This is a genomic window from Lacihabitans sp. CS3-21, assembly GCF_024343675.1.
Lineage (GTDB): Bacteria > Bacteroidota > Bacteroidia > Cytophagales > Spirosomataceae > Leadbetterella.
On record NZ_RJUD01000006.1, the window covers coordinates 38,015 to 57,297 of the forward strand.

Genomic DNA, 19,283 nt, shown 5'->3' on the forward strand with positions numbered 1-19,283 from the left:
GGGGTATAATAGTCTTGCGAAGCAAAGATAAATGAATTTTTTGGCAAAAGTCTAAACCATCTCTGCAAGAATATTTTTTGTAAATTTTACAAGCACATAATCTAACTCAAATCTCCTTCACCCCACTAACACCCAAAGTCTCGAAATACACTTTCCAATAGTCACTAACGTTGGGGTTGTTTTCTTTGGAGGAGCTGTTGGGTGAGAAAGGCAAAATGATAGAAATTTGGGCATTGGTGAGGTTATATAGTTTGTAGTTTTCGGCATCAGTTTTTGCCCATTCCTGAGCTTGGTCGTGGCTGATGGGAGCTATTTTATGAAAGTCTCTCCCGTTTTTAATACTTTCTACCATATCGGAGAAATAATAGGCTTTTACGTCTTTTTTGCCATTTAAGGCTTCAGATAATAATGGTATTGAAGCGGAAATATTGGTTTCAAGGTTGGACGCTCCTGCGTTTTTTTCAAGCATTTTCTGTACGGCCAGATCAAGAATCATTCGGCGTTCTTTGCCTATGCTCATGTCATAGTTCGTTTGTGCAGCTTCCAAATCCGTGGCGTTTAATCCTTCCGAACTTTCCTTGGTAGTACGTGCTGAAAGCGATAAAACCTTGGCTTTGGCGGTATTTTCGTGTATGTAATATATCTCAAATACGTCCCCTTCTGTCTGAATGTTTTGGTCGATAAGTGCTTTCAGTGCCGACTGGTATTTGGTACGAACAAAGGCATCGTCTACGTTTACACTTTGGGTTTTATCGAAAAAAACCAATGTGTGATTGTTCTTCTTTTCAGATACAGTGGAAGTGGTGGCAGCATCTTTTTCTGTTTCGGAAGAGCCACAGGAAAGTAAGGCAATGCTAGTTGCTAAAGTAATTATAAGCTTTTTCATCGAATGAGGTTTGTATAAAAATTATCAACGACAAATTTATTGAAAAATTGGTGATGGTTTGTTATTTCATTGAAAATTGCATTATCAATTCCAAATTGTTTTAGTCCCACATACCCGTTCCTATTTTAAAGGTATGGGTTGTGTAATGTCTGTACTCACACGTACATAGGATCAATAGGAAATATAATTTGAAAACGAATCCTAAATACAAACCAATCTTATAAATCTTAGCCAAGGCAATTACGAGTACCTCTCAAACTTATCCCAATTTGGTGGGCGTTTTTCTAGAAATGCATTTCTGCCTTCTTGTGCTTCTTCGGTCATATATCCAAGTCGGGTGGCTTCTCCAGCAAATATCTGTTGACCTACAAGGCCGTCGTCTATTAGATTAAATGCAAATTTGAGCATTCTAATCGCCATGGGGCTTTTTTGTAATATTTCCTGAGCCCATTGGTAGGCGGTGTCTTCTAGCTCGGCATGAGGTACTACCGCATTTACCATGCCCATTTCCAATGCTTCTTGTGCATTATAATTTCTGCCCAAAAAGAAAATTTCACGTGCTTTTTTTTGTCCTATTTGTCGTGCTAAATATGCCGAACCATATCCAGCATCATAGCTGGCCACGTTGGCGTCCGTTTGTTTGAATATGGCATGTTCTTTACTTGCCAAGGATAAATCACAAACTACATGAAGGCTATGACCACCACCTACAGCCCAGCCCGTTACTACGGCAATTACGGGTTTGGTCATGAATCTAATTTGACGTTGAACCTCTAAAATGTTTAATCTATCACGGCCATCTTCAGCACGGTATCCGCCTTTTTGACGGGCGTTTTGGTCTCCTCCTGAACAGAAAGCCCAGCCGCCGTCTTTTGAAGAAGGACCTTCTCCTGACAGCAAAACTACGCCCACTTTGGGGTCGTGGGTGGCATCTTCAAAGGCATCGTAAAGTTCGAAAGTAGTTTTTGGCCTAAAAGCGTTTCTGATGTCTGGTCTATTAAATGCTATTCGGGCAACGCCATTGCACTTTTTGTAGGTGATATCTTCGTATTCTTTTACGGTTACCCAGTTTATTGTCGACATTTTCGGTATTCTATTTTTTATTACAAATCTAATTTAATGTACCCACAAATAAAACTTCTTTTCGGTAGTCACGAGGACTTTTGTTTTTGAAGTGCTTGAAAGTTTTGTTGAAATGAGAAATATTGTTGAAGCCACTTTCAAAGCAAATATCTGAAATACCCATGTTGGTATGTAGCAATTTACAGGCATTATTTATCCTGAATTCATTTACGAAGTCAGTAAAAGTCATGTGTGTCATTTTTTTGAAATACCTGCAAAACGACGGTACCGTAAGATTGGCTACCTCAGCAATATCTTCTATTTTGATGTCTTTGGTGTAGTTTTCTTCAACATAACTGTAAATCCGATTGATGCGTTCCTCGTCTTGATGGCGGAAATCGTATCTTGAATCTCGGCTATTGAGAATTTTGAATTCTGTAGATTGTGAAAGTATTTTCAGAATTTCTAAAAGCGAAATCAATCTGTCAAGACCGGTCAATTGAGTGAGGTTTTCCATTTTTTGAGCAACCTGCTGACGGGTTTTTCCAGTAAAAGAAATACCGAAAATGGCTCGCTCGAAGAGTTTCCTGATACCTTCCATTTCGGGGATCGACATAAAATCATTGCCTAAGAAAATATCTTTGAGCTGGACGATGATTTCTTCGTGCTCGCCAATTACACCATAACCTAAGCCAGTATGTGGTAGGTTAGGTCCCAAAAACATCACTTCGCCTTCTTGATACTCACCAAGGTGATTGCCAATGTGAAGTTTCCCAGATCCTTTTTTTACATAAATGATTTCGTACTCGGGGTGTTGATGCCAAAAAAATTTGTCGTTTTCTGACCGCCAGTTTATCAATTTAAACGAACTTCCGCTATCTGGGGCAATAATTTCAAACTCAACTTTCATGCTTGATTAACATCTGTGTTTACCTATTCTCTAATATGATGTTAATATAGAACAAGTATTGGAAAATTCTGTAATAGTTTTATGATTTTTTTTGGTGCAATTTTGCATTGCAATTATTAGAAAGCGGAAACTTTCTAAGACGATATTACTTGAAAGACCTAAAATGATTAGAAGTAACGAGAACTAGATTTTCGTTACTTTTTTGTTTTTAAGTGCTCCAGGAGACGATTTATGGCGTTTGCTCTATGGCTCATTTGATTTTTAAGGTCTGCTGGCATTTCTGCAAATGTTTTCTCAAAACCATCAGGTACAAAAACTGGGTCATATCCGAATCCTTCATCCCCACGAAGCTCCTTTGTTATTTTACCCGAAACATGGCCTTCAAAAGCATAATGTTTATCGTCTAATATTAAGGTTATAACAGTTCTGAATCTTGCTTCTCGGTTTTCTATTCCGTCGAGTTCTAAGAGCAGTTTCTCTATATTTGCTTGGTGATTGGTGGGCTCACCTGCGTAACGAGCTGAATAAACACCTGGACGGTTGTCCAAGGCTTCTACTTCCAAACCAGAGTCGTCGGCTATTACATTTACGCCATATAAGTTATGTATGTAGTCTGCTTTTATTCTAGAGTTTTCTTCAAAGGTGGTGCCGTATTCTTCTATATCATCTTCACAACCAATGTCTTTCATGGTTATGATCAAGAAAGTGTCTCCCAGCATTTTCTGTAGTTCAACTATCTTATGGGCATTGTTGGATGCTAGACAGATTTCGATTTTTTCCATGAATTAAGTTAAAAGAATTGGGAAGATATAAGATAATATATTGAAATTTATGCCACGCCTTCTTTCATTTTATCGGCATTTTCGGCAATTCTTAGTTTTTCAATGAATTCACCCACTTGGCCTTCCATCACGGTTGGAAGATTGTAAACCGTAAAACCTATACGATGGTCGGTTACTCGGCCTTGTGGATAATTGTAGGTTCTGATTTTATCTGACCTATCGCCCGAACCCACCATAGATTTGCGGTCGCCAGCAATGGCTTCGTTATGTTTGGCGAGTTCCATTTCGTATATTCTTGACCTCAATACGGTCATGGCTTTGTCGAAGTTTTTGATTTGTGAACGCTCGTCTTGGCACTGTACGACTACGCCAGTAGGTATATGTGTCACACGAACTGCGGAGTAGGTAGTATTAACTGATTGGCCACCAGCTCCTGACGAACAATAGGTGTCTTTTCTTATGTCTGACATATTTATTTGCACGTCCACTTCGTCGGCTTCGGGTAGAACCGCTACAGTGGCAGCGGAGGTATGAATACGGCCTTGTGATTCGGTGGCTGGTACACGCTGTACGCGATGCACACCCGACTCAAACTTCAGTTTTCCATAAACGTCTTCTCCTTTTACGCTTACCACAATTTCTTTATAACCACCTGAAGAGGCATCGGTAAAGTCCATCACCTGAAACTGCCATCCTTGCGTAACAGCGTAGCGTTGGTACATTCTGAACAAGTCTCCAGCAAAAATTGCTGCCTCATCGCCACCTGTTCCGCCTCTTATTTCAAGAATACAATCTTTGCTGTCCATGGGGTCTTTCGGAATCAGCATTTCTTTTAATGACTCCTCTATTGCCTCTTTTTTGGGTTGAAGTTCGTCTAACTCCATTTTGGCCATTTCACGCATTTCTTCGTCTTTTTCTGTGTTTAGAATTTGACGAGCTTCATCGAGGTTGGCCAATATGAGTTTATAGTTTTTATATTCTTCTACAACTTTTTCTAAGTCACGGTATTCCTTGCTAATTTTCTTGAATTTGTCCATATTAGACACCACTTCGGGCATGGTTATCTGCTGCGAAACTTCTTCAAAACGCTCTTTTATTGACTCTAACTGTTCGATTAACATGCTCTAAGATTTTTATAAATCGCTACAAAAATAGGCAAAATTGTCGAATTCTACCCGATTTTTTGAATTCTTGGGTCCCAAAACATAGGTTTAGAAACCAGTAATTCGTCTTAGATTTAACCTAAATTTGGGGCAAACGGTTCACTAAACCATCATTAGTAGATACGCTGGTTTCTGATTCGACTGAGTGAATTCGGATGTACGTTGAGCAAAGACGCAATGTGTTTTAGCTTAACTTCTTTTCTGAATAAATGCGGTTTTTTTTCAAACAGAATTTCTTCTCGTTTCTGAGTTGGCCATATTTTCAATAAAAGCATATGTTCTCTAAAATCTTGGAGGTTTTTTTGATAAAGCACGTGTGTAACAGCGTTTATACTGGGTATTTCTACCAAAATAGTCTCGAGTTGCTGACGTGTGGTATACAATATGTGAGAGTTTACAAGGGCTTCGACTTCTATTTTTGATGGCTCTCCAACCATAAAGCTGCCAGGGTCAAGAATAGCTTCTCCAACGCCTGTAATCCAAAGGGTATGTTCTTCATTGTTGTTGATGGTGTATTCTCTTAGCAGGCCTTTTGTTACAAATAGAACTAAATTAGAAGATTCTCCAAATATTATTGGTTTTGAGCCTTTTGGGAGAGGTTTTTCACTGAAAATTGAAACCAAATGCTTAAACTCATTTTTTGTAATTGGAGCTATAGTATTTACTAAGTCTTTTAATAAATTTTGTGAAAAGGTCATTCTCTTTAATTATATGTGAAATAGGAGTTTGATTCAAAAAAAAGACCCGAGAAAAACTTTCTCGAGTCCTGTTTTGTCTGGATAATTGGCGAATTAATTGTGGCCAACTTCCAGCATTGCTCAATGCTCAAGGTCTAATAAAACTTTTAATTTTGGCCACAATTATTTACAAATTTTAGTAAGTTTTTCAACAAATACAAAACATGTTTATCTTTTGTTATTGAAAACTAACAACGGTTAGAAAATTTACGTTTTTTATAAAAATTATAAGGGCTTTAGTTTAGTTTTTCGCTTCTAAATTGTTAATAAACATTATTAAATAAAGCTAAGTTTACTTTTAATCACAATACAATTAGCTTTTTATTTGTTCAATAGTTTTCATGTAGAAGGGTAATAATTTCGGAGGTTTTTTTTCGGATTTTTGATGTGGATCCAACAAAATTATTGTTCATAATGCTAAAGATTAACAGACGCCCCGATTTTGTTATTAAGTAGCCACTTTGGTTATAAACTCCGCTTAAACTTCCTGTCTTTGCAAAAACAAAAGGCACGCCAGATTTGTATGCGTTTTTAAGTGTTCCGACTTGACCGCCAACAGACATTAATGAAAATAATCTCTCTTTCGGGAATTCTTTCAACATACGGTCAAGTAGAAAAACTAGTCCTTCGGGTGTTAGTAGGTTGTATCGTGACAAACCAGAGCCATCCACCCAATTAAATTTTTGCGGAACACCCTCAAGTAAATCGGCCTGTATGTTTTTTATAGCGTGATATGTAGAAATAGTATCAGCGTATTTTCCACCTGCCAAAAGCAAAAGTTGCTCAGCTAGCATATTGTCAGAGACTTGCATCATCCTTCTAAAAACCGTATCCACGGGTAGTGAGTACAGCGTTTTGAATTCTTTATTTGGCATAAAAGAACCCAATGTTATTTCTTTCTTAAGGGTATCAGAAAGTAATTTTTGGAAAAGAAAAGCCGAAGTCTTAAAAGGAATGTCTTGTTCAAAATCTGGTTTTTGGTTGATTTTAGTATTGGTGTAAAATACGTTTTCTTTTATTTTTCTCTTAATTTCAGAAAAGGAGTTTTGATTATAAAATAATGAATCAGAAAATATGGGAGGATTGATAGATAGTTCATTGTTTGTTTTTTTGAACCTCACAATATTGCCATAAATAGGAAAAGAACTCAGTTCCACTTGGTAGTAATCGTTGTAATCATCCCAAGCCCAGCCAGAGCCATAAACTTCGTTTTTGAAGTTTGCATTAGAGAATATGATAGTTTTGGCAGTTGAGTTTTTGATAAAATCATAGGTTTTGCTTTTCGGCAAATCGGGATGAAGAAAAGTTGGATCCGCAGTTCCAGATACAAATAAGCTATCGTTTTTTAATAGATATTTTAAAGCAGGAATACTATCGCCTAGGTTTTTAAGCGAAGCATAAAGACTCAATATTTTGGTGTTAGAAGCAGGCACAAAATATCGTTTTTCGTTTTTGGTAAAAATTACTTCTTTTGTTTTCGGGTCAAAAATCTTGATTCCCACGAAACTATTGCTTTCGATTTGTGTAGAATCTATCCATTTTTGAACCAGTGATGTTTTGGGTTTTTGAGTTACACATGATATTAAGAGAAGCGAAAAAAGCGAGAATGAAATGAGGATTTTCATGGATGCATAAATATTTTTTTTAACTTTGGTTTATCAGTTAACAATTTAACCATAGAATTTTGGAAAAACAAAGAGTCACATCGATAGATATTTTTAGGGGCTTCACCATGATGCTCATGACCATAGTAAATAACCCCGGTGACTGGGGTAATGTGTATGCTCCCCTGCTACACGCAGAATGGCACGGTGCTACTCCAACAGACATGGTCTTTCCATTTTTTGTGTTTATCATGGGTACTGCAATGCCATTTTCTACGAATGAAAATTCTGGAATTGACAAAGCAAACTTTTTCAAGATTTTGACCCGTTCACTTAGGATTTTTAATTTAGGCCTAGTCCTCAATTTCTTTTCTAAAATTAGAATTGGAGAGGTAGAAGGTACACCTTTGGTAATTATAAAGCTAGTTATAAGTATTTTAGTGGCCTATACCCTTTTGGGAAATTTTAAGCCAAAAATAAAGTTGTACACCGCCATTGGTTTATTCGTACTTATGATTGGCTTGTGTTTTAGTGGAATCGAGACTTACGCATCGGTTAGGATTCCAGGTGTCTTGCAAAGAATTGGAGTCGTGTATTTTTTTGCTGCGTTGATATTTCTTGGGTTTAATTTTCGGCAACAACTTATAGCAGGTGCGGCTTTACTTTTTGGTTATTGGGCGGCAATGGCTTTGATTCCAATTCCTGGACAATCAACTGGAAATTATGGAATAGGTACCAATTTGGCAGCTTGGCTGGATAACACTTTACTGCCTGGGCATCTTTGGGTAACTTCTAAAACTTGGGATCCAGAGGGCATACTGAGTACTTTCCCAGCCATTGTAACAGCTCTTTTGGGTATCTGGACTGGGAAATTACTTCAAAATAAAGGTTCTGAGGCTTTCAAATGGCTGCTTGGTGTGGGAATAGCCTTGATTGTGGTAGGTTTAATTTGGGATTTGGTTTTCCCAATAAATAAGGCCTTGTGGACGAGCTCTTATGTACTTTTTGCTGGAGGATGGGCCATGGTTGTTTTGTCAATTGTTGATATAATTTTCAAATCCGGTAGACCGAAAGCTGTTACTAAATTCCTAATAATGTGGGGTGTAAATCCTATGATTGTATTCTATGGGTCGGGAATAATTCCAAGGGCATTGAATGCGATCAAAATACTGGATGGGGAGGAAAGCTTGGCTTTATTGGATTATTTTTATGAAAAGGGTTTAGTGCCTATGTTTGCGAATCCTATGAAATCCTCTTTGGCGTATGCCATCAGTTATGTCGCTTTCTGGAGTGTGATTTTGTATTTTTTGGATAGGAGGAAGTTGGTGTTTAAAGTGTAACACAATTTTCCTAAATTGTACAATTGAGATATTAAGAATCAAAAGAGAGCGGTTTTTATAAAATATGGCGAACGTAAAATGTGATTTTACTTGCCATTGCAATAAAAAAACGGTCTTCTTATAATTTATGAAAATTGTTTTAGAGCATAATTTTCTTAAATTTTTCTTGCAAATAAGTCCATTTCCAGTCAAATGGGTGTTTGCATAAGCCCGCTTTTACAGGGTTATTTAGGACGTAAAGTATAATTCTGAATTGCTCTTCATCATTTCTTATAAGTCTATCATAACTTTCATGTTGCCAAAAATCTCCTTTCCGATTTAAAATAGCATTGCATTTTTTTGCTGAGAATTGTTTTATTGAATGCATGATGTCTTCCAAATATTTGGGCGTATCTGTTTCAGTTTTATTGAGTAATCTAAAAACTAAATGGACGTGATTGGACATTAAGCAATAACAGATTAGATCTATTTTTTTACCATCCCAAAAATTTATAGAATCAACCACGATTTGAGCTAATTCGCCATTTATTTTACAATGGCTGTCATTTCTACGGGCATCAAGATATTTATCTCTTTCTAAGAAATTACGTTTGTGCAACTTATCGAGGTCTTCTTTGACATTTTCGGAGTTTTCTAAAATGGCCTTTTTTTGCAACTCAAACTCTAGTTTCCATTTATCAAGAATTCTTTTAGGAATCGCATTTGCGAGGTTATAAGTGACGAAAAAAGTTGCTCCAAGCGGTTGTAAATGTGGTAAATTGCGTTTGTGAAAGACTTTTTTGAATTCGTGTGAGTTCATCAGTTTTCCTAAATTAAAATGTACTGAAGAATTAGATATGTATATGTTTTTTCGATTCTTTAAACAATTTAGGAAAATTGTTTTACCTTTTGTTCCACCTATTCAATAACAAACCAATTATTGCCATTTGCAGGAATAGTCACCGTTAACTCAATTTCGAAATTTCTATTCAAAGTTAAAGTTTTTGAAACACCATCTTTTTCTTTCACAATAGCTTTAGATTCAAGGCCCGTGTAATAGAGGGGTATTATTATCTTTCTGGTTATGGGCTCAGCTGTAGGATTGAACACCATCAAGAAGCCCTTTTGTTTTGAGGAAGGATTAACATGTAGAAAACCGTCCCAATCTCTGCCATCGGCTCGGCGGAGGTGAATGAGGTCCGAGTTCAAGATTTCTCTATATTTTTTATACCAATTGATGGTTTCGGCTACGGTTTTTCTGGTTTTCTCAGTATCGAAAAGTCTTGGACCTCTGTAACAGGCCTGCACGCCTGCTCCATAATATTGCATCATAAGTTGTTTATAGTCTTCCAGATGTTCTTCTAGTGGCTCTAAAACTGCTTCTGGGCCACCACCTTGATAACGAGTAAGTGGAACAAATCCCCAACTCATGGCAGCGGTTTTTTCGATGGTACCGTCATGAATGTTTTGGCGGTTTAAGATGCGTTGTTGCTCACGGCTGAGTGAGAAGTTCACCTCTCGGTAACCCAAGGCTATTTTGTGTGTGCCATCCAAAAAATACCAGTCAGGAGCATTGATATAAACCCCATGTTCGTTAAGCCAGCGATACAAATCTTTCTGAATCTCCATTTGTTTCCATTGGCTGTCTTCCAAATCTCTGTGACCAGGATGTACACTTGACGCACAAACATCACCTGGGTATGGACCGTCGTTTTCCCAAATGTCGAAACCTGTTTTTTCAAAGAAATTCTTTATTTTTTGACTGTAATCCAGTCCCCATTGACTTCCAAAACATGGAGCGTTTCCAAAAAACGCTCCTCCTGGCTTACCCGTAATGGGTGAAATGACGTCGTGCTCATCTGAGATTCTTCTTGAGCTAAACAAAGAATAACCACCCAATAGTATGCCTTTGGCATGGGCAAAATCTGCAAGCATTTTCCAACGATTGATATTTTCTGGGGAGTTATTTTCCATATTAAGGTGGCTGCCAAAACTTAAAATTACTGCTTCATATCCCGTGGCTTGGCATTGGTCTATGGCTGTTTTTACTTCTTCATCGTTTTTACTTACCAAGTGCATAAATATCGGATTTTGCAAGGTCCAAGGTGCGACAGTCTTATACATTTTCTTAATCATCAGTCCTCGTCGTTGCCGGTCGTAGCTGTCCATGAGTAGTTCATGTGTTCTTACAGATTGGAAGGTTTCGCTAGGTTTCAAATCTATTCCAGGGGCTTTTTCGGGGTAAATTTCTAACAGACAAGGTGTTTGGTAATTATAGTTTACTTGTGAAGTGTAAATGGAGTCGACTTTCCAGTGGGTGGTTTGGTCGCTGATGTCATACCGCATGGCATTGTTGAATGCATAATTGGTTTCTATATAAATGCCATGTTGTTTTTTCATTTCTTCGGGTTTGCCTACCACTGCACTTTCTTCTTCTACCAAACCCAAGATTTCGTTTACTACTCTATCTATTCTAAATGCTTTTTTGCCAACATTTTTAATTTGTAAAGACTTTACTATCAAAGGAATGCCATCGTAAATTTCGTATTGTATGGCCACTTCTAGCCCCTCTAAAAGTGCAACTTGCGTAACAAAATTCAGCACCAATGTTTGGCCACTAGGGTTCTGAATATTATTTGGCCAAGATTTTGCTTTCCAGTTTATTCTAGGTTTTATTTCACTGACTTCATAGTTTTTAAAAATAAAATCAGATTTGCCTTTCTTTAGTTTTTGTATCCAATCGGTTTGCAAATACGCCTGTTCTGTCTGACCAAGCAAGCCCCCAATATTGTATTCCGTTCCATCTATTTTTATTCTGGCCTCAGGTTTTATGGCCCTAAGCAGCTGTTGGTTGTTCGTTAAATTGACATAATCAAAACAGGCTAGATTCTGTCCAATTACAAATTGTCTTTTTAAGAGACCATTATTGAGTTCAATTTTATTTTGCTCTACTTTTATTTGAGCTTTTTGGCTGATAGGATTAATTAGCCAGTCTTGTGCATTGGCAAATTTGTTGTAGAAAAGTAAAATTATAGTAAAAACAAATGTAGAAACCGTTTTCATTCCTTGTCTTATTTAATGGGTTGAATATGCCTAATGGACCGTTTTTTTAATTAGTTAAACTGTACTTGGGTTTTTTTTTCAAGAATAAATATACATTTTTTTTCTTGATGTGGAGGCATAAAATTAAGATAGGCTTTCAAAAAAAAGAAACGGGGCTAAAATAGCCCCGTCTCTAAAAAGTGTATATTCTATGAAGATTATTTATCCCACCAAACTCTTCCAGTGAAGGTATCGCCACCAGATAGTTTTGCAACTGCTGCACGATAGTTTGCTTCATTGTAAGAAGCTTCATTTAGTATGTAAGGTACTCTTCTTGGAATCTGACCATTTGAGAATCCATTTGGATAAACTACAGGGGTCAAAGCTGGATAACCAGATCTTCTCCAGTTGTTCCAGTTTTCAATGAAGTTGAAAGTAGTACCAGTTGCTACCCAAATTTGCTCGTTGATTTGTTTCAACGAAGCCTCTACAGATGCTGTAGAAAGCGGATTAGCAGCCAAGAATGCATCAGACTTGCTCAATGCATCTGCTATAGCAGCATCAGAACCCGCCGAAGAATTGAACTGTGCTAAAGAAGCTATTGCAGCTTTCACACCATTTTTGTAGTGGTCAGCAGCTGTAGCAGCTCCAACTGAAAAACCTCTAACTTTCGCTTCAGCAAGCAACAATTCGGTTTCGGCGTATGTCAAAACAAAGTTGACACCACTTCTGCTCAAGAAAACTGATGTTCTTGGTCTTGAATATTTACCCACTTTAGCTACATCAGTACCAGTACCAGAAGCACCTGGATACTGAGGATGCTTAGCAATGTCTGTAGCACCGCCATTTAAATCATAACCGTTTGGAAGACCTATTTGTATGGCCTCTGCGTTATCGCCAGCTAGCTCTTGGTTCGAGTTGTTTGCAAGGCCTGGTTGTGAAACTTCGGCTATCGCACTGATTCTTGGGTCTTTTGTGTTTTTTAAGTAATCCATGAAAGTTTTGCTCCATCTTACTTCTCTGTAATCGTCACCTACTCTCAATGCTCCCGTTGTATTGTTGCTTTGTGAGCTTGCATCGGTCAGTACTTTGGCGTTATCGTCAGCACTCGTGAAAACTCCACCCGCAACTGCTTTTTCAGACCAAGCTTTAGCGGCAGCCGCATCAACTTTTACCAATCTCATGGCCATTCTTAGCATCAAAGAGTTACCAAATTTTTTCCACTTGTTTACATCTCCTTTAAACATGAGGTCATTCGTTGGGCCAGCTTTTGATGTACTCAATGCAGCGATTGCTTTTTCAAGTTCAGCTAACAATCCTGGATATATGGTCGATTGGTCGTCATATTTAGGAAGTGTTATGCCTTCTTTTGCTTTAAGAGCTTCTGTGTAAGGCACATCACCATAAGTATCAGTGATTCTGGCAATACACAATACTTTCATTATGGTACCAATGTTGTAAAGGTTCGAAAGCTCTGCATTGTCTTTGGTAAGATTTTGCATTTCATAAACCTTAGTAGCAGCACGATAGGTCTCTTCAAAAACACGGCCTTTGTAAGCATCAAAGCTTCCAGAAGCTACATATTTGTCGCCATTTCCATAATAAGAGAAAGTGGAAGCCAATACTTGCGACCACATACTTTGGAAAAGTAATTGTGAATAACCTGTGTTGCTGTAGTCATACTGCGACTGTGCCAAAAGATAATTTGGGTTAAAAACCGCCGCACTCGTGTTGTTCGGGTCTGTGTTGATTTCCTCAAAGTTGTCCGTACACGAAAGTGTAAAAACTGAAATCAATAAGAATATATATTTGAATTTTTTCATCTTTCTTTTACGATTTAGAATTTAACATTTAGGTTTAATCCATAAGTTCTAGTAGATGGCAAACTGTTACCTTCTATACCAGCATAGTTTATTAGAGACGAGAATCCAGCTTCAGGATCTATGTTGTCCGACTTTTTGAACAAAGTCAATAGGTTACGACCAACAATAGATATTTCGGCTGATTTAATAGGAAGACGTCCGAATACACTTGGTTTGATAGAATATCCTAACGTTACTTGTCTTAGTTTAATAAAATCTCCATCTAATACATTCAATGCTGAAATTCTTCTTGCCAAGTTTTGGTAGTATGTTTGAGCTGGAACACTTTTAGTATTGGCTTGACCGTCAGCCGTTACACCGTCCACTTTTACACCTGTTTCACGTCCTTCCAAAGTGATTTGGTTCAAACCTCTGAAAGTCGTGTAATAATTTGTCGCTGACAAGATTTTGTTTCCAAATCTGTAGTCAATCAAGAACGATAAGTTGAAGTTTTTGTAGCTCACTTCGTTGTTCAAGCCACCATATACTTTAGGTAATACAGATCCCATTGCAGTTCTAGTTCCGTTTTGTACCGGAATTCCAGATGCATCTACCACTATTTTACCGTTAAGGTAAGTGTAGTCATTGGCCATTACTTGTGGGCCAGGCATTCCTTTGATAATTGCAATGTTTGCATTCAAAGGACGGTAAGTACCCATTCCTAATTGCTGATTCTCTGAACCTGATCCATTGATTTCAAGGATTTTATTCTTGATGTTTGTAAAGTTTAATGAACTCGTCCATTTCAAATCTTTGGTTTCTACCAAAACGCCAGTCAACAATACTTCAAGACCTGAGTTTTGAGTTGAACCAGTACCAATCAATTGAGAAGAATAACCTGTAGCTTCTGACAATGAGCCATTTATGATTTCATTGTTGGTTTTTCTGTTGAAATACGCTAAGTCAATACCCAATCTGTTTTTGTAAAACTTAAGTTCAGTACCTACTTCAAACTCAGTAAGTGTAAATGGCTTCAAGAATAAGTTTGGAAGACTACCTCCAAATGAACCAGTAGTGATTCCTTGAATTGCCGAACCAACACTGTAGTATTGTGAAGTTGAGTATGGGCTCAAAGGCTCACCACTAACCACTGCGTAAGACGCTCTTAGTTTTCCATAAGTCAATTTGTCCATTTTCAAAGCTTCTGTGAAATCATAGCTCAAAGAGAACGATGGCGTAAATATACCTTGGTTGCTTGTAGGCAATGTAGAGAAGGCATCATAACGACCAGTAGTCGAAAGAATCAACATGTTTTTGTAGTTGAAATCTAACGAGTAATAGCCTGAGTTCGCTTGTTTCTTAGCATACGAATAGTCTCTGTTGAAATTCAAAACGTTAAAAGGACTATAGAAAAAAGGAATCACGAAAGGACCACCGCCTATTTTCACTCTGTCGTATTCGTTTTTACGAATAGTTCCTCCGGCTAGTGCGTCAATACCGAAATCATCATTGATTTTGAATGTTCCGCCCAATATCGCATCAGCATTCATTTCTATAGTTGTTGATTTCGCCAAATCGTCTAGACCTCCAGCGTTACCGCCTGAATAAGCTGTACCAGTTGGCGTTATTTTAAATAATCCGTCATTGATATAGTCATAACCCAATCTTACCAAACCGTAAATATTTTTTGTAATGTCATACTTACCTTGTATTGCTGATATCATCCTTTTTCTTTTCACGTCGTTTTCATAACGATTAACCACAAACCAAGGGTTGGTTACATAGATATCGTCGTTATATTGAATTTCGTTTCCAGTAGGAAGAGCTGCATTGTAACCAGGTTGCAAGGCCATCTCGCTTACGTTTGTAGCCAAGAAGTTAATATTGTTGGCGTTCATAGGGCCATCGCTCAATTGTGGTTTGTTGTTGTTGAAGTCATCCACAAAGTTAGCCATCAAATCAATGGTCAGTTTTTTGCCAAATTTCTGATTTCCGGTGAAGTTAGCGGTTCTTCTTGTCAAACCGCTGTTTCTAAGAATAGAGTTGTTGTTCAAGTTGGCCAATGAAAGTCTGAAGCTACCAGTTTCAGTTCCGCTAGAAAGCGAAATAGAGTTTGTGATAGAACTACCTGTACGGTAGAAGTTTTTCATGTTGTCTTTTACGGCGGAGTAAGGATAGCTTTTGCCATCAAACTGAATGGTAGATTTTCCATCCAATTTCTCACCCCAGCTCAACATACCGCTATTCAAAGCACTGGTTACGTTGTCAGGTCTTTTTCCGTTAAGTCCTTGACCGTATTCGTACTGATAGTCTGTAAAATTGATGGCTTGCTCAGCTACAGTGTTTAGATTGTAGTCAATGGCCATTTTGCCTTTTTTACCTGATTTGGTAGTAATCAAGATCACACCGTTGGCAGCACGAGCACCATAAAGTGCCGAAGCCGAGGCTCCCTTTAGTACTGACATATTTTCGATGTCATCAGGGTTAAGGTTTGAGATACCATCACCGTTGTCTGATCCACCCCACTCACCCGAGCTACCTCTTTGGGTGTTGTCGATAGGCACACCGTTAAGAACAATAAGAGGAGAACTAGCACCGAAACTGGCCATACCTCTCAACAAGATTCTTGCTGATGAGCCTGAACCACCGTTTGTTCCGGATATGTTCAAACCAGCTACTCTTCCGGCCATTGAATAAGCCACGTTAGTTTCTCTGGCTTTGATCATTTGGTCGCCGCTTACAGTAGTTACGGCATAACCCACTTTTCTGGCTTCTTTAGAAATACCAAGAGCAGTTACCACCACTTCGTTTAAGATACTTGCATCTGGTTTGAGACTAATGTTAACTGTAGATGCATTGCCGATAACCACGTTTGTGGCAGCAAAACCAATGTAACTAAAAATAACAGTGCTTCCTTTGGCAGCTGAAATACTGTAATCTCCGTTGCTGTCTGTAATGGTTCCTTTTGTTGTGCCTTTTACGGCAACGTTTACTCCGTAGATCGGGCTTCCTGTGTCGTCAGTTACTTTACCTTTGATGGCTACGTCTTGTGCATACGACTGCACGGCCATCAAAGTAACGAGAAACGACATCATTACTTTGAATAGATTTTTTTTCATAAATGAGTAAAATTTGATTTTCAAGGTTTAAAAAACTTCCTGCAAATTAATCTTGACCTTTAATTTAAAATTAATAAATACTTAATGCAGGAGTAAGATTGAGTTAATTTTTGAATTATTTTAATAAAAACCCTATTCTTATTAAATTAAATAATAAAATATTTTGGGACTGTAATTACCCTTAGTGTATGCTAAATTGATTCAAATTGAGATTAAATGCCGTTTATGATTTGTTTGAACGACTTATTGAATTTTTCGGCGTAAAGAAGCTGGTATTCTTTTTCAAAATGTTCATAACATTTTTGTGCGAGTGAATGTTTGCCAAGGACAACCAATGCCTTGCATTTCATTTCCATGGCGGTTTCATCTACCTTGTCAAAAACAAAAATTCTGTCGGCGATTTCGATAATTTCTTGGGCGTCGGCTTCAAAGTTGAGATTTTTCGAATATGAAGTATAGGCGTCAATTACCCTATTGGATATTTCAGACTTGAAAGGCTCGAGCCATTCATATTCGAGATTGAAAAGGAAGTTGCCCCTTGAAACAATTTTTGTAAGGAGGTTAATTTCTTCTTTGCTGAGGTTTTTCTTTTCGTCGGTGAGTTTCAAAAAGTCATAATAGTCCACAAAAACATGGAGAGGATCAAATATTATCTGCCAATCGCCCGACTCTTTTGATATTTGTATATGTCCGACCTGCTCAAAAATTACCTTTAGTTTGGTAAGATTTACTGAACGATTGTTTCTGGCACTGGTGGTGGTTTTATCATACCAAAACAAATCATTGAGTTGTTGTGAATTTACGCTTTTATTCCATTTGATGGAGTTTAACAATAAATACAAAAACAGCTCTTTTACCAAAGGTGTAAAATGTACACTCAAATCTTCGCCTTTAGCGGTTAAAAATTGAAAACCTCCGAACAGAATTAGCTTACTCCTTACATTTTCTTTTTCTATTGAGCTTTCAACGGGAATTGCGTGGATTTGAATTTTAGAATTATCAAAGTTTTCTTCAGATTTTGAAACCAATTGGATTTTGCTTTTTCGTTTTCTAAAAAAGAAGATTCCTAAGACTAAAAGCACTAAAACAATCAGTGTGATTGCCAAAATAGTAAGCCATTTTACAACATTATTTTTTGTTTGGGAAATGGAGGCATCTTTGTTTGCTGGGGGGAAATCTAGTGTGTAAACTTTATCATAAGATAGATTTTTTAATCTTTCAAAATGATTGGTAACACAAACCAACTTTTGATTTTCTTCGTCAAATGCCAAGTCCGCAGAACTGGCAACGTCCTGAAAGTCATAAGGTATTGGCTTGCCGATAATCTCATACTCAGGCTTGATAAGTGATCCTTTAACGAGTTGTAGAGAGCTTTTAAAATTGAGTTGGTTATAAATTAGGGCATAAAAAACCTGGTTTTTCTCGTCAATTACCATTGATTTTACTGCTACAAAAGGATATTCAGGCGATTCTAAGGTGTAAATTCTTTTTATCGAAAGTTTCTTCCAGTCAATTTCTAATAAGTCATAAAAATTTTGTGGATTTATTTCTTGTTCCCCCGTTTTGGAACCATAGCCACCAAAAATGTAAGATTTATCAAGTTTCTTGGTATGGCCAATTCCAAACAAATAGCGAGGTTCAAGCCTATCTCCATTCATTTTAAGTTCTGACCACTCCTTTTTTAAGAAGGAGTATTTCTGAAAATTATTTTTGTAAGTGTATTGACCATAACCTCCAATCAGCACAATGGCTGTGTCTTCCGGATAAAAATACTGATTATGGTGCCAATATTCGGTGAGTTCGGGGTTTAGATTTGCGGGAGTATTCCACGAGTTGGTTTTTGAATCATAGAAATAAATCTCCTTTTGATTTAAGCGGACATTTACCCCGTTTTGTGATTCCTTTAGAAAATAACTTTGATCGCCAAACGTAAACTTATTGTGCTTTTTGTTGAAAGGCCGAGAGATTGTTGCAGATTTTTTTTCATTGAAATAAAAACTTCCTTCATCAGAATGTATCAAGAAATGATTTAAACTTCTATCGAAATAAAATGTAGTTTGACCTTTAAATGTAGAATCTATTCGTTTTCGCCATTCGTAGTGTCTAACAAGCATCCATGAACCATTGGTTACTATTCCACTACTAGCGTTTACGCTTTCTTTGGCAACATTTCCACTAACCTCATTGAGCTTCCAAAAGTTAACCACTTTCGCCCCTTTTGAAAGTGTGACGTTTCTGATATACATCGGTAAAACGTCTTTTGTGGCAAATTTGGTGTTTTTATTTCCGCCAAAATATATTTTTAAGCAATTCTTTTCATTAAATGCGATGACCTTTTTTTCTAAGAATTTAGTGCCTTCATAAATACTCAATTCTTTGGTTTTATGATTGAACAGAAACCTAAGTTTCGACCAGCGGTTGTAAAGTTTTGATGAATCAAGGCCAAAGTTTGAGGTCAAACTCAAATCTTTGTTGACAATTCTAAATTTTTCGGTATTCCTTGAGTTGTACAGTAAATCAATGTTTTGGTTTTCAGCGTTCACCATTCTAAAAATATAACCAAAATATGAAACGACGCTTTTTTTGAACTTCAACTCAAAGCTAAGCTCAAAGTTTTCATCAAAACAGATTTCTTGAAGCTCTCCTATGGTCAAGGATGTCCTTTGGTCAGGATTTACCTCATGGCCCATAAATTCCAAGCCATATTCTTGAGCCAAGGTTTTTTGGCTAAAAAATAAAAGTAATATCCAGAGTGCTTTATGAAGCATATTTTAGATTTATAGCCAAATTTAGTTCAAAAGTTAACTATTTTATTATTTCATTAAGTAATAATTAACTTTTTATTTATATAAACTGT

General features: G+C 37.3%; 13 protein-coding genes. 1 reads left to right on the top strand and 12 read right to left on the bottom strand.

Translation table 11 applies throughout. The features are described from left to right. Window positions 1-106 precede the first annotated feature (106 nt). From EGI24_RS05570 to EGI24_RS05600, 7 genes are all read right to left on the bottom strand, one after another. On the bottom strand, window positions 107-886 hold the full coding sequence (locus EGI24_RS05570) for a hypothetical protein (RefSeq protein ID WP_255047368.1): 780 nt from the start codon (window positions 884-886) through the stop codon (window positions 107-109). Window positions 887-1,126: 240 nt separating this feature from the next. After that, window positions 1,127-1,969, bottom strand: coding sequence for a 1,4-dihydroxy-2-naphthoyl-CoA synthase (locus EGI24_RS05575; RefSeq protein ID WP_255047369.1), 843 nt, complete (start codon window positions 1,967-1,969; stop codon window positions 1,127-1,129). 28 nt (window positions 1,970-1,997) lie between these two features. Continuing rightward, window positions 1,998-2,858, bottom strand: a complete 861-nt coding sequence (locus tag EGI24_RS05580) for an AraC family transcriptional regulator (RefSeq protein ID WP_255047370.1) — start codon at window positions 2,856-2,858, stop codon at window positions 1,998-2,000. Window positions 2,859-3,052: 194 nt separating this feature from the next. Further along, on the bottom strand, window positions 3,053-3,640 hold the full coding sequence (rdgB, locus tag EGI24_RS05585; protein WP_255047371.1) for an RdgB/HAM1 family non-canonical purine NTP pyrophosphatase: 588 nt from the start codon (window positions 3,638-3,640) through the stop codon (window positions 3,053-3,055). A 47-nt stretch (window positions 3,641-3,687) separates the two neighbouring features. After that, complete coding sequence (gene prfA / locus EGI24_RS05590) at window positions 3,688-4,761, bottom strand: peptide chain release factor 1 (RefSeq protein WP_255047372.1); 1,074 nt, start codon at window positions 4,759-4,761, stop codon at window positions 3,688-3,690. Between the two features lie 155 nt (window positions 4,762-4,916). Next, window positions 4,917-5,501 (bottom strand): Crp/Fnr family transcriptional regulator, encoded by a 585-nt coding sequence (locus tag EGI24_RS05595; RefSeq protein ID WP_255047373.1) that lies wholly within the window; start codon window positions 5,499-5,501, stop codon window positions 4,917-4,919. 368 nt (window positions 5,502-5,869) lie between these two features. Next, window positions 5,870-7,165: a D-alanyl-D-alanine carboxypeptidase/D-alanyl-D-alanine-endopeptidase gene (locus tag EGI24_RS05600; protein WP_255047374.1), complete on the bottom strand. Its 1,296-nt coding sequence runs from the start codon at window positions 7,163-7,165 to the stop codon at window positions 5,870-5,872. Between the two features lie 59 nt (window positions 7,166-7,224). On the opposite strand from EGI24_RS05600, the gene EGI24_RS05605 reads away from it, so the two are divergent. Then, window positions 7,225-8,484 (top strand): acyltransferase family protein, encoded by a 1,260-nt coding sequence (locus tag EGI24_RS05605; RefSeq protein ID WP_255047375.1) that lies wholly within the window; start codon window positions 7,225-7,227, stop codon window positions 8,482-8,484. 139 nt (window positions 8,485-8,623) lie between these two features. Here the strand turns inward: EGI24_RS05605 and EGI24_RS05610 are convergent, their stop codons facing one another. The 5 genes from EGI24_RS05610 to EGI24_RS05630 all read right to left on the bottom strand — a co-directional run bounded on the left by EGI24_RS05610 (window position 8,624) and on the right by EGI24_RS05630 (window position 19,194). Continuing rightward, a complete protein-coding gene (locus tag EGI24_RS05610; RefSeq protein WP_255047376.1) occupies window positions 8,624-9,283 on the bottom strand; it encodes a transposase in 660 nt (219 codons plus the stop codon). Between the two features lie 98 nt (window positions 9,284-9,381). After that, window positions 9,382-11,526 carry an alpha-galactosidase gene (locus EGI24_RS05615; RefSeq protein ID WP_255047377.1) on the bottom strand — a complete coding sequence of 715 codons (2,145 nt, stop codon included), beginning with the start codon at window positions 11,524-11,526 and terminating at the stop codon, window positions 9,382-9,384. Window positions 11,527-11,723: 197 nt separating this feature from the next. After that, window positions 11,724-13,328: a SusD/RagB family nutrient-binding outer membrane lipoprotein gene (locus EGI24_RS05620; protein ID WP_255047378.1), complete on the bottom strand. Its 1,605-nt coding sequence runs from the start codon at window positions 13,326-13,328 to the stop codon at window positions 11,724-11,726. A gap of 14 nt (window positions 13,329-13,342) precedes the next feature. After that, window positions 13,343-16,426 (bottom strand): SusC/RagA family TonB-linked outer membrane protein, encoded by a 3,084-nt coding sequence (locus EGI24_RS05625; protein ID WP_255047379.1) that lies wholly within the window; start codon window positions 16,424-16,426, stop codon window positions 13,343-13,345. Between the two features lie 212 nt (window positions 16,427-16,638). After that, window positions 16,639-19,194: a hypothetical protein gene (locus EGI24_RS05630; protein WP_255047380.1), complete on the bottom strand. Its 2,556-nt coding sequence runs from the start codon at window positions 19,192-19,194 to the stop codon at window positions 16,639-16,641. Window positions 19,195-19,283 lie beyond the last annotated feature (89 nt).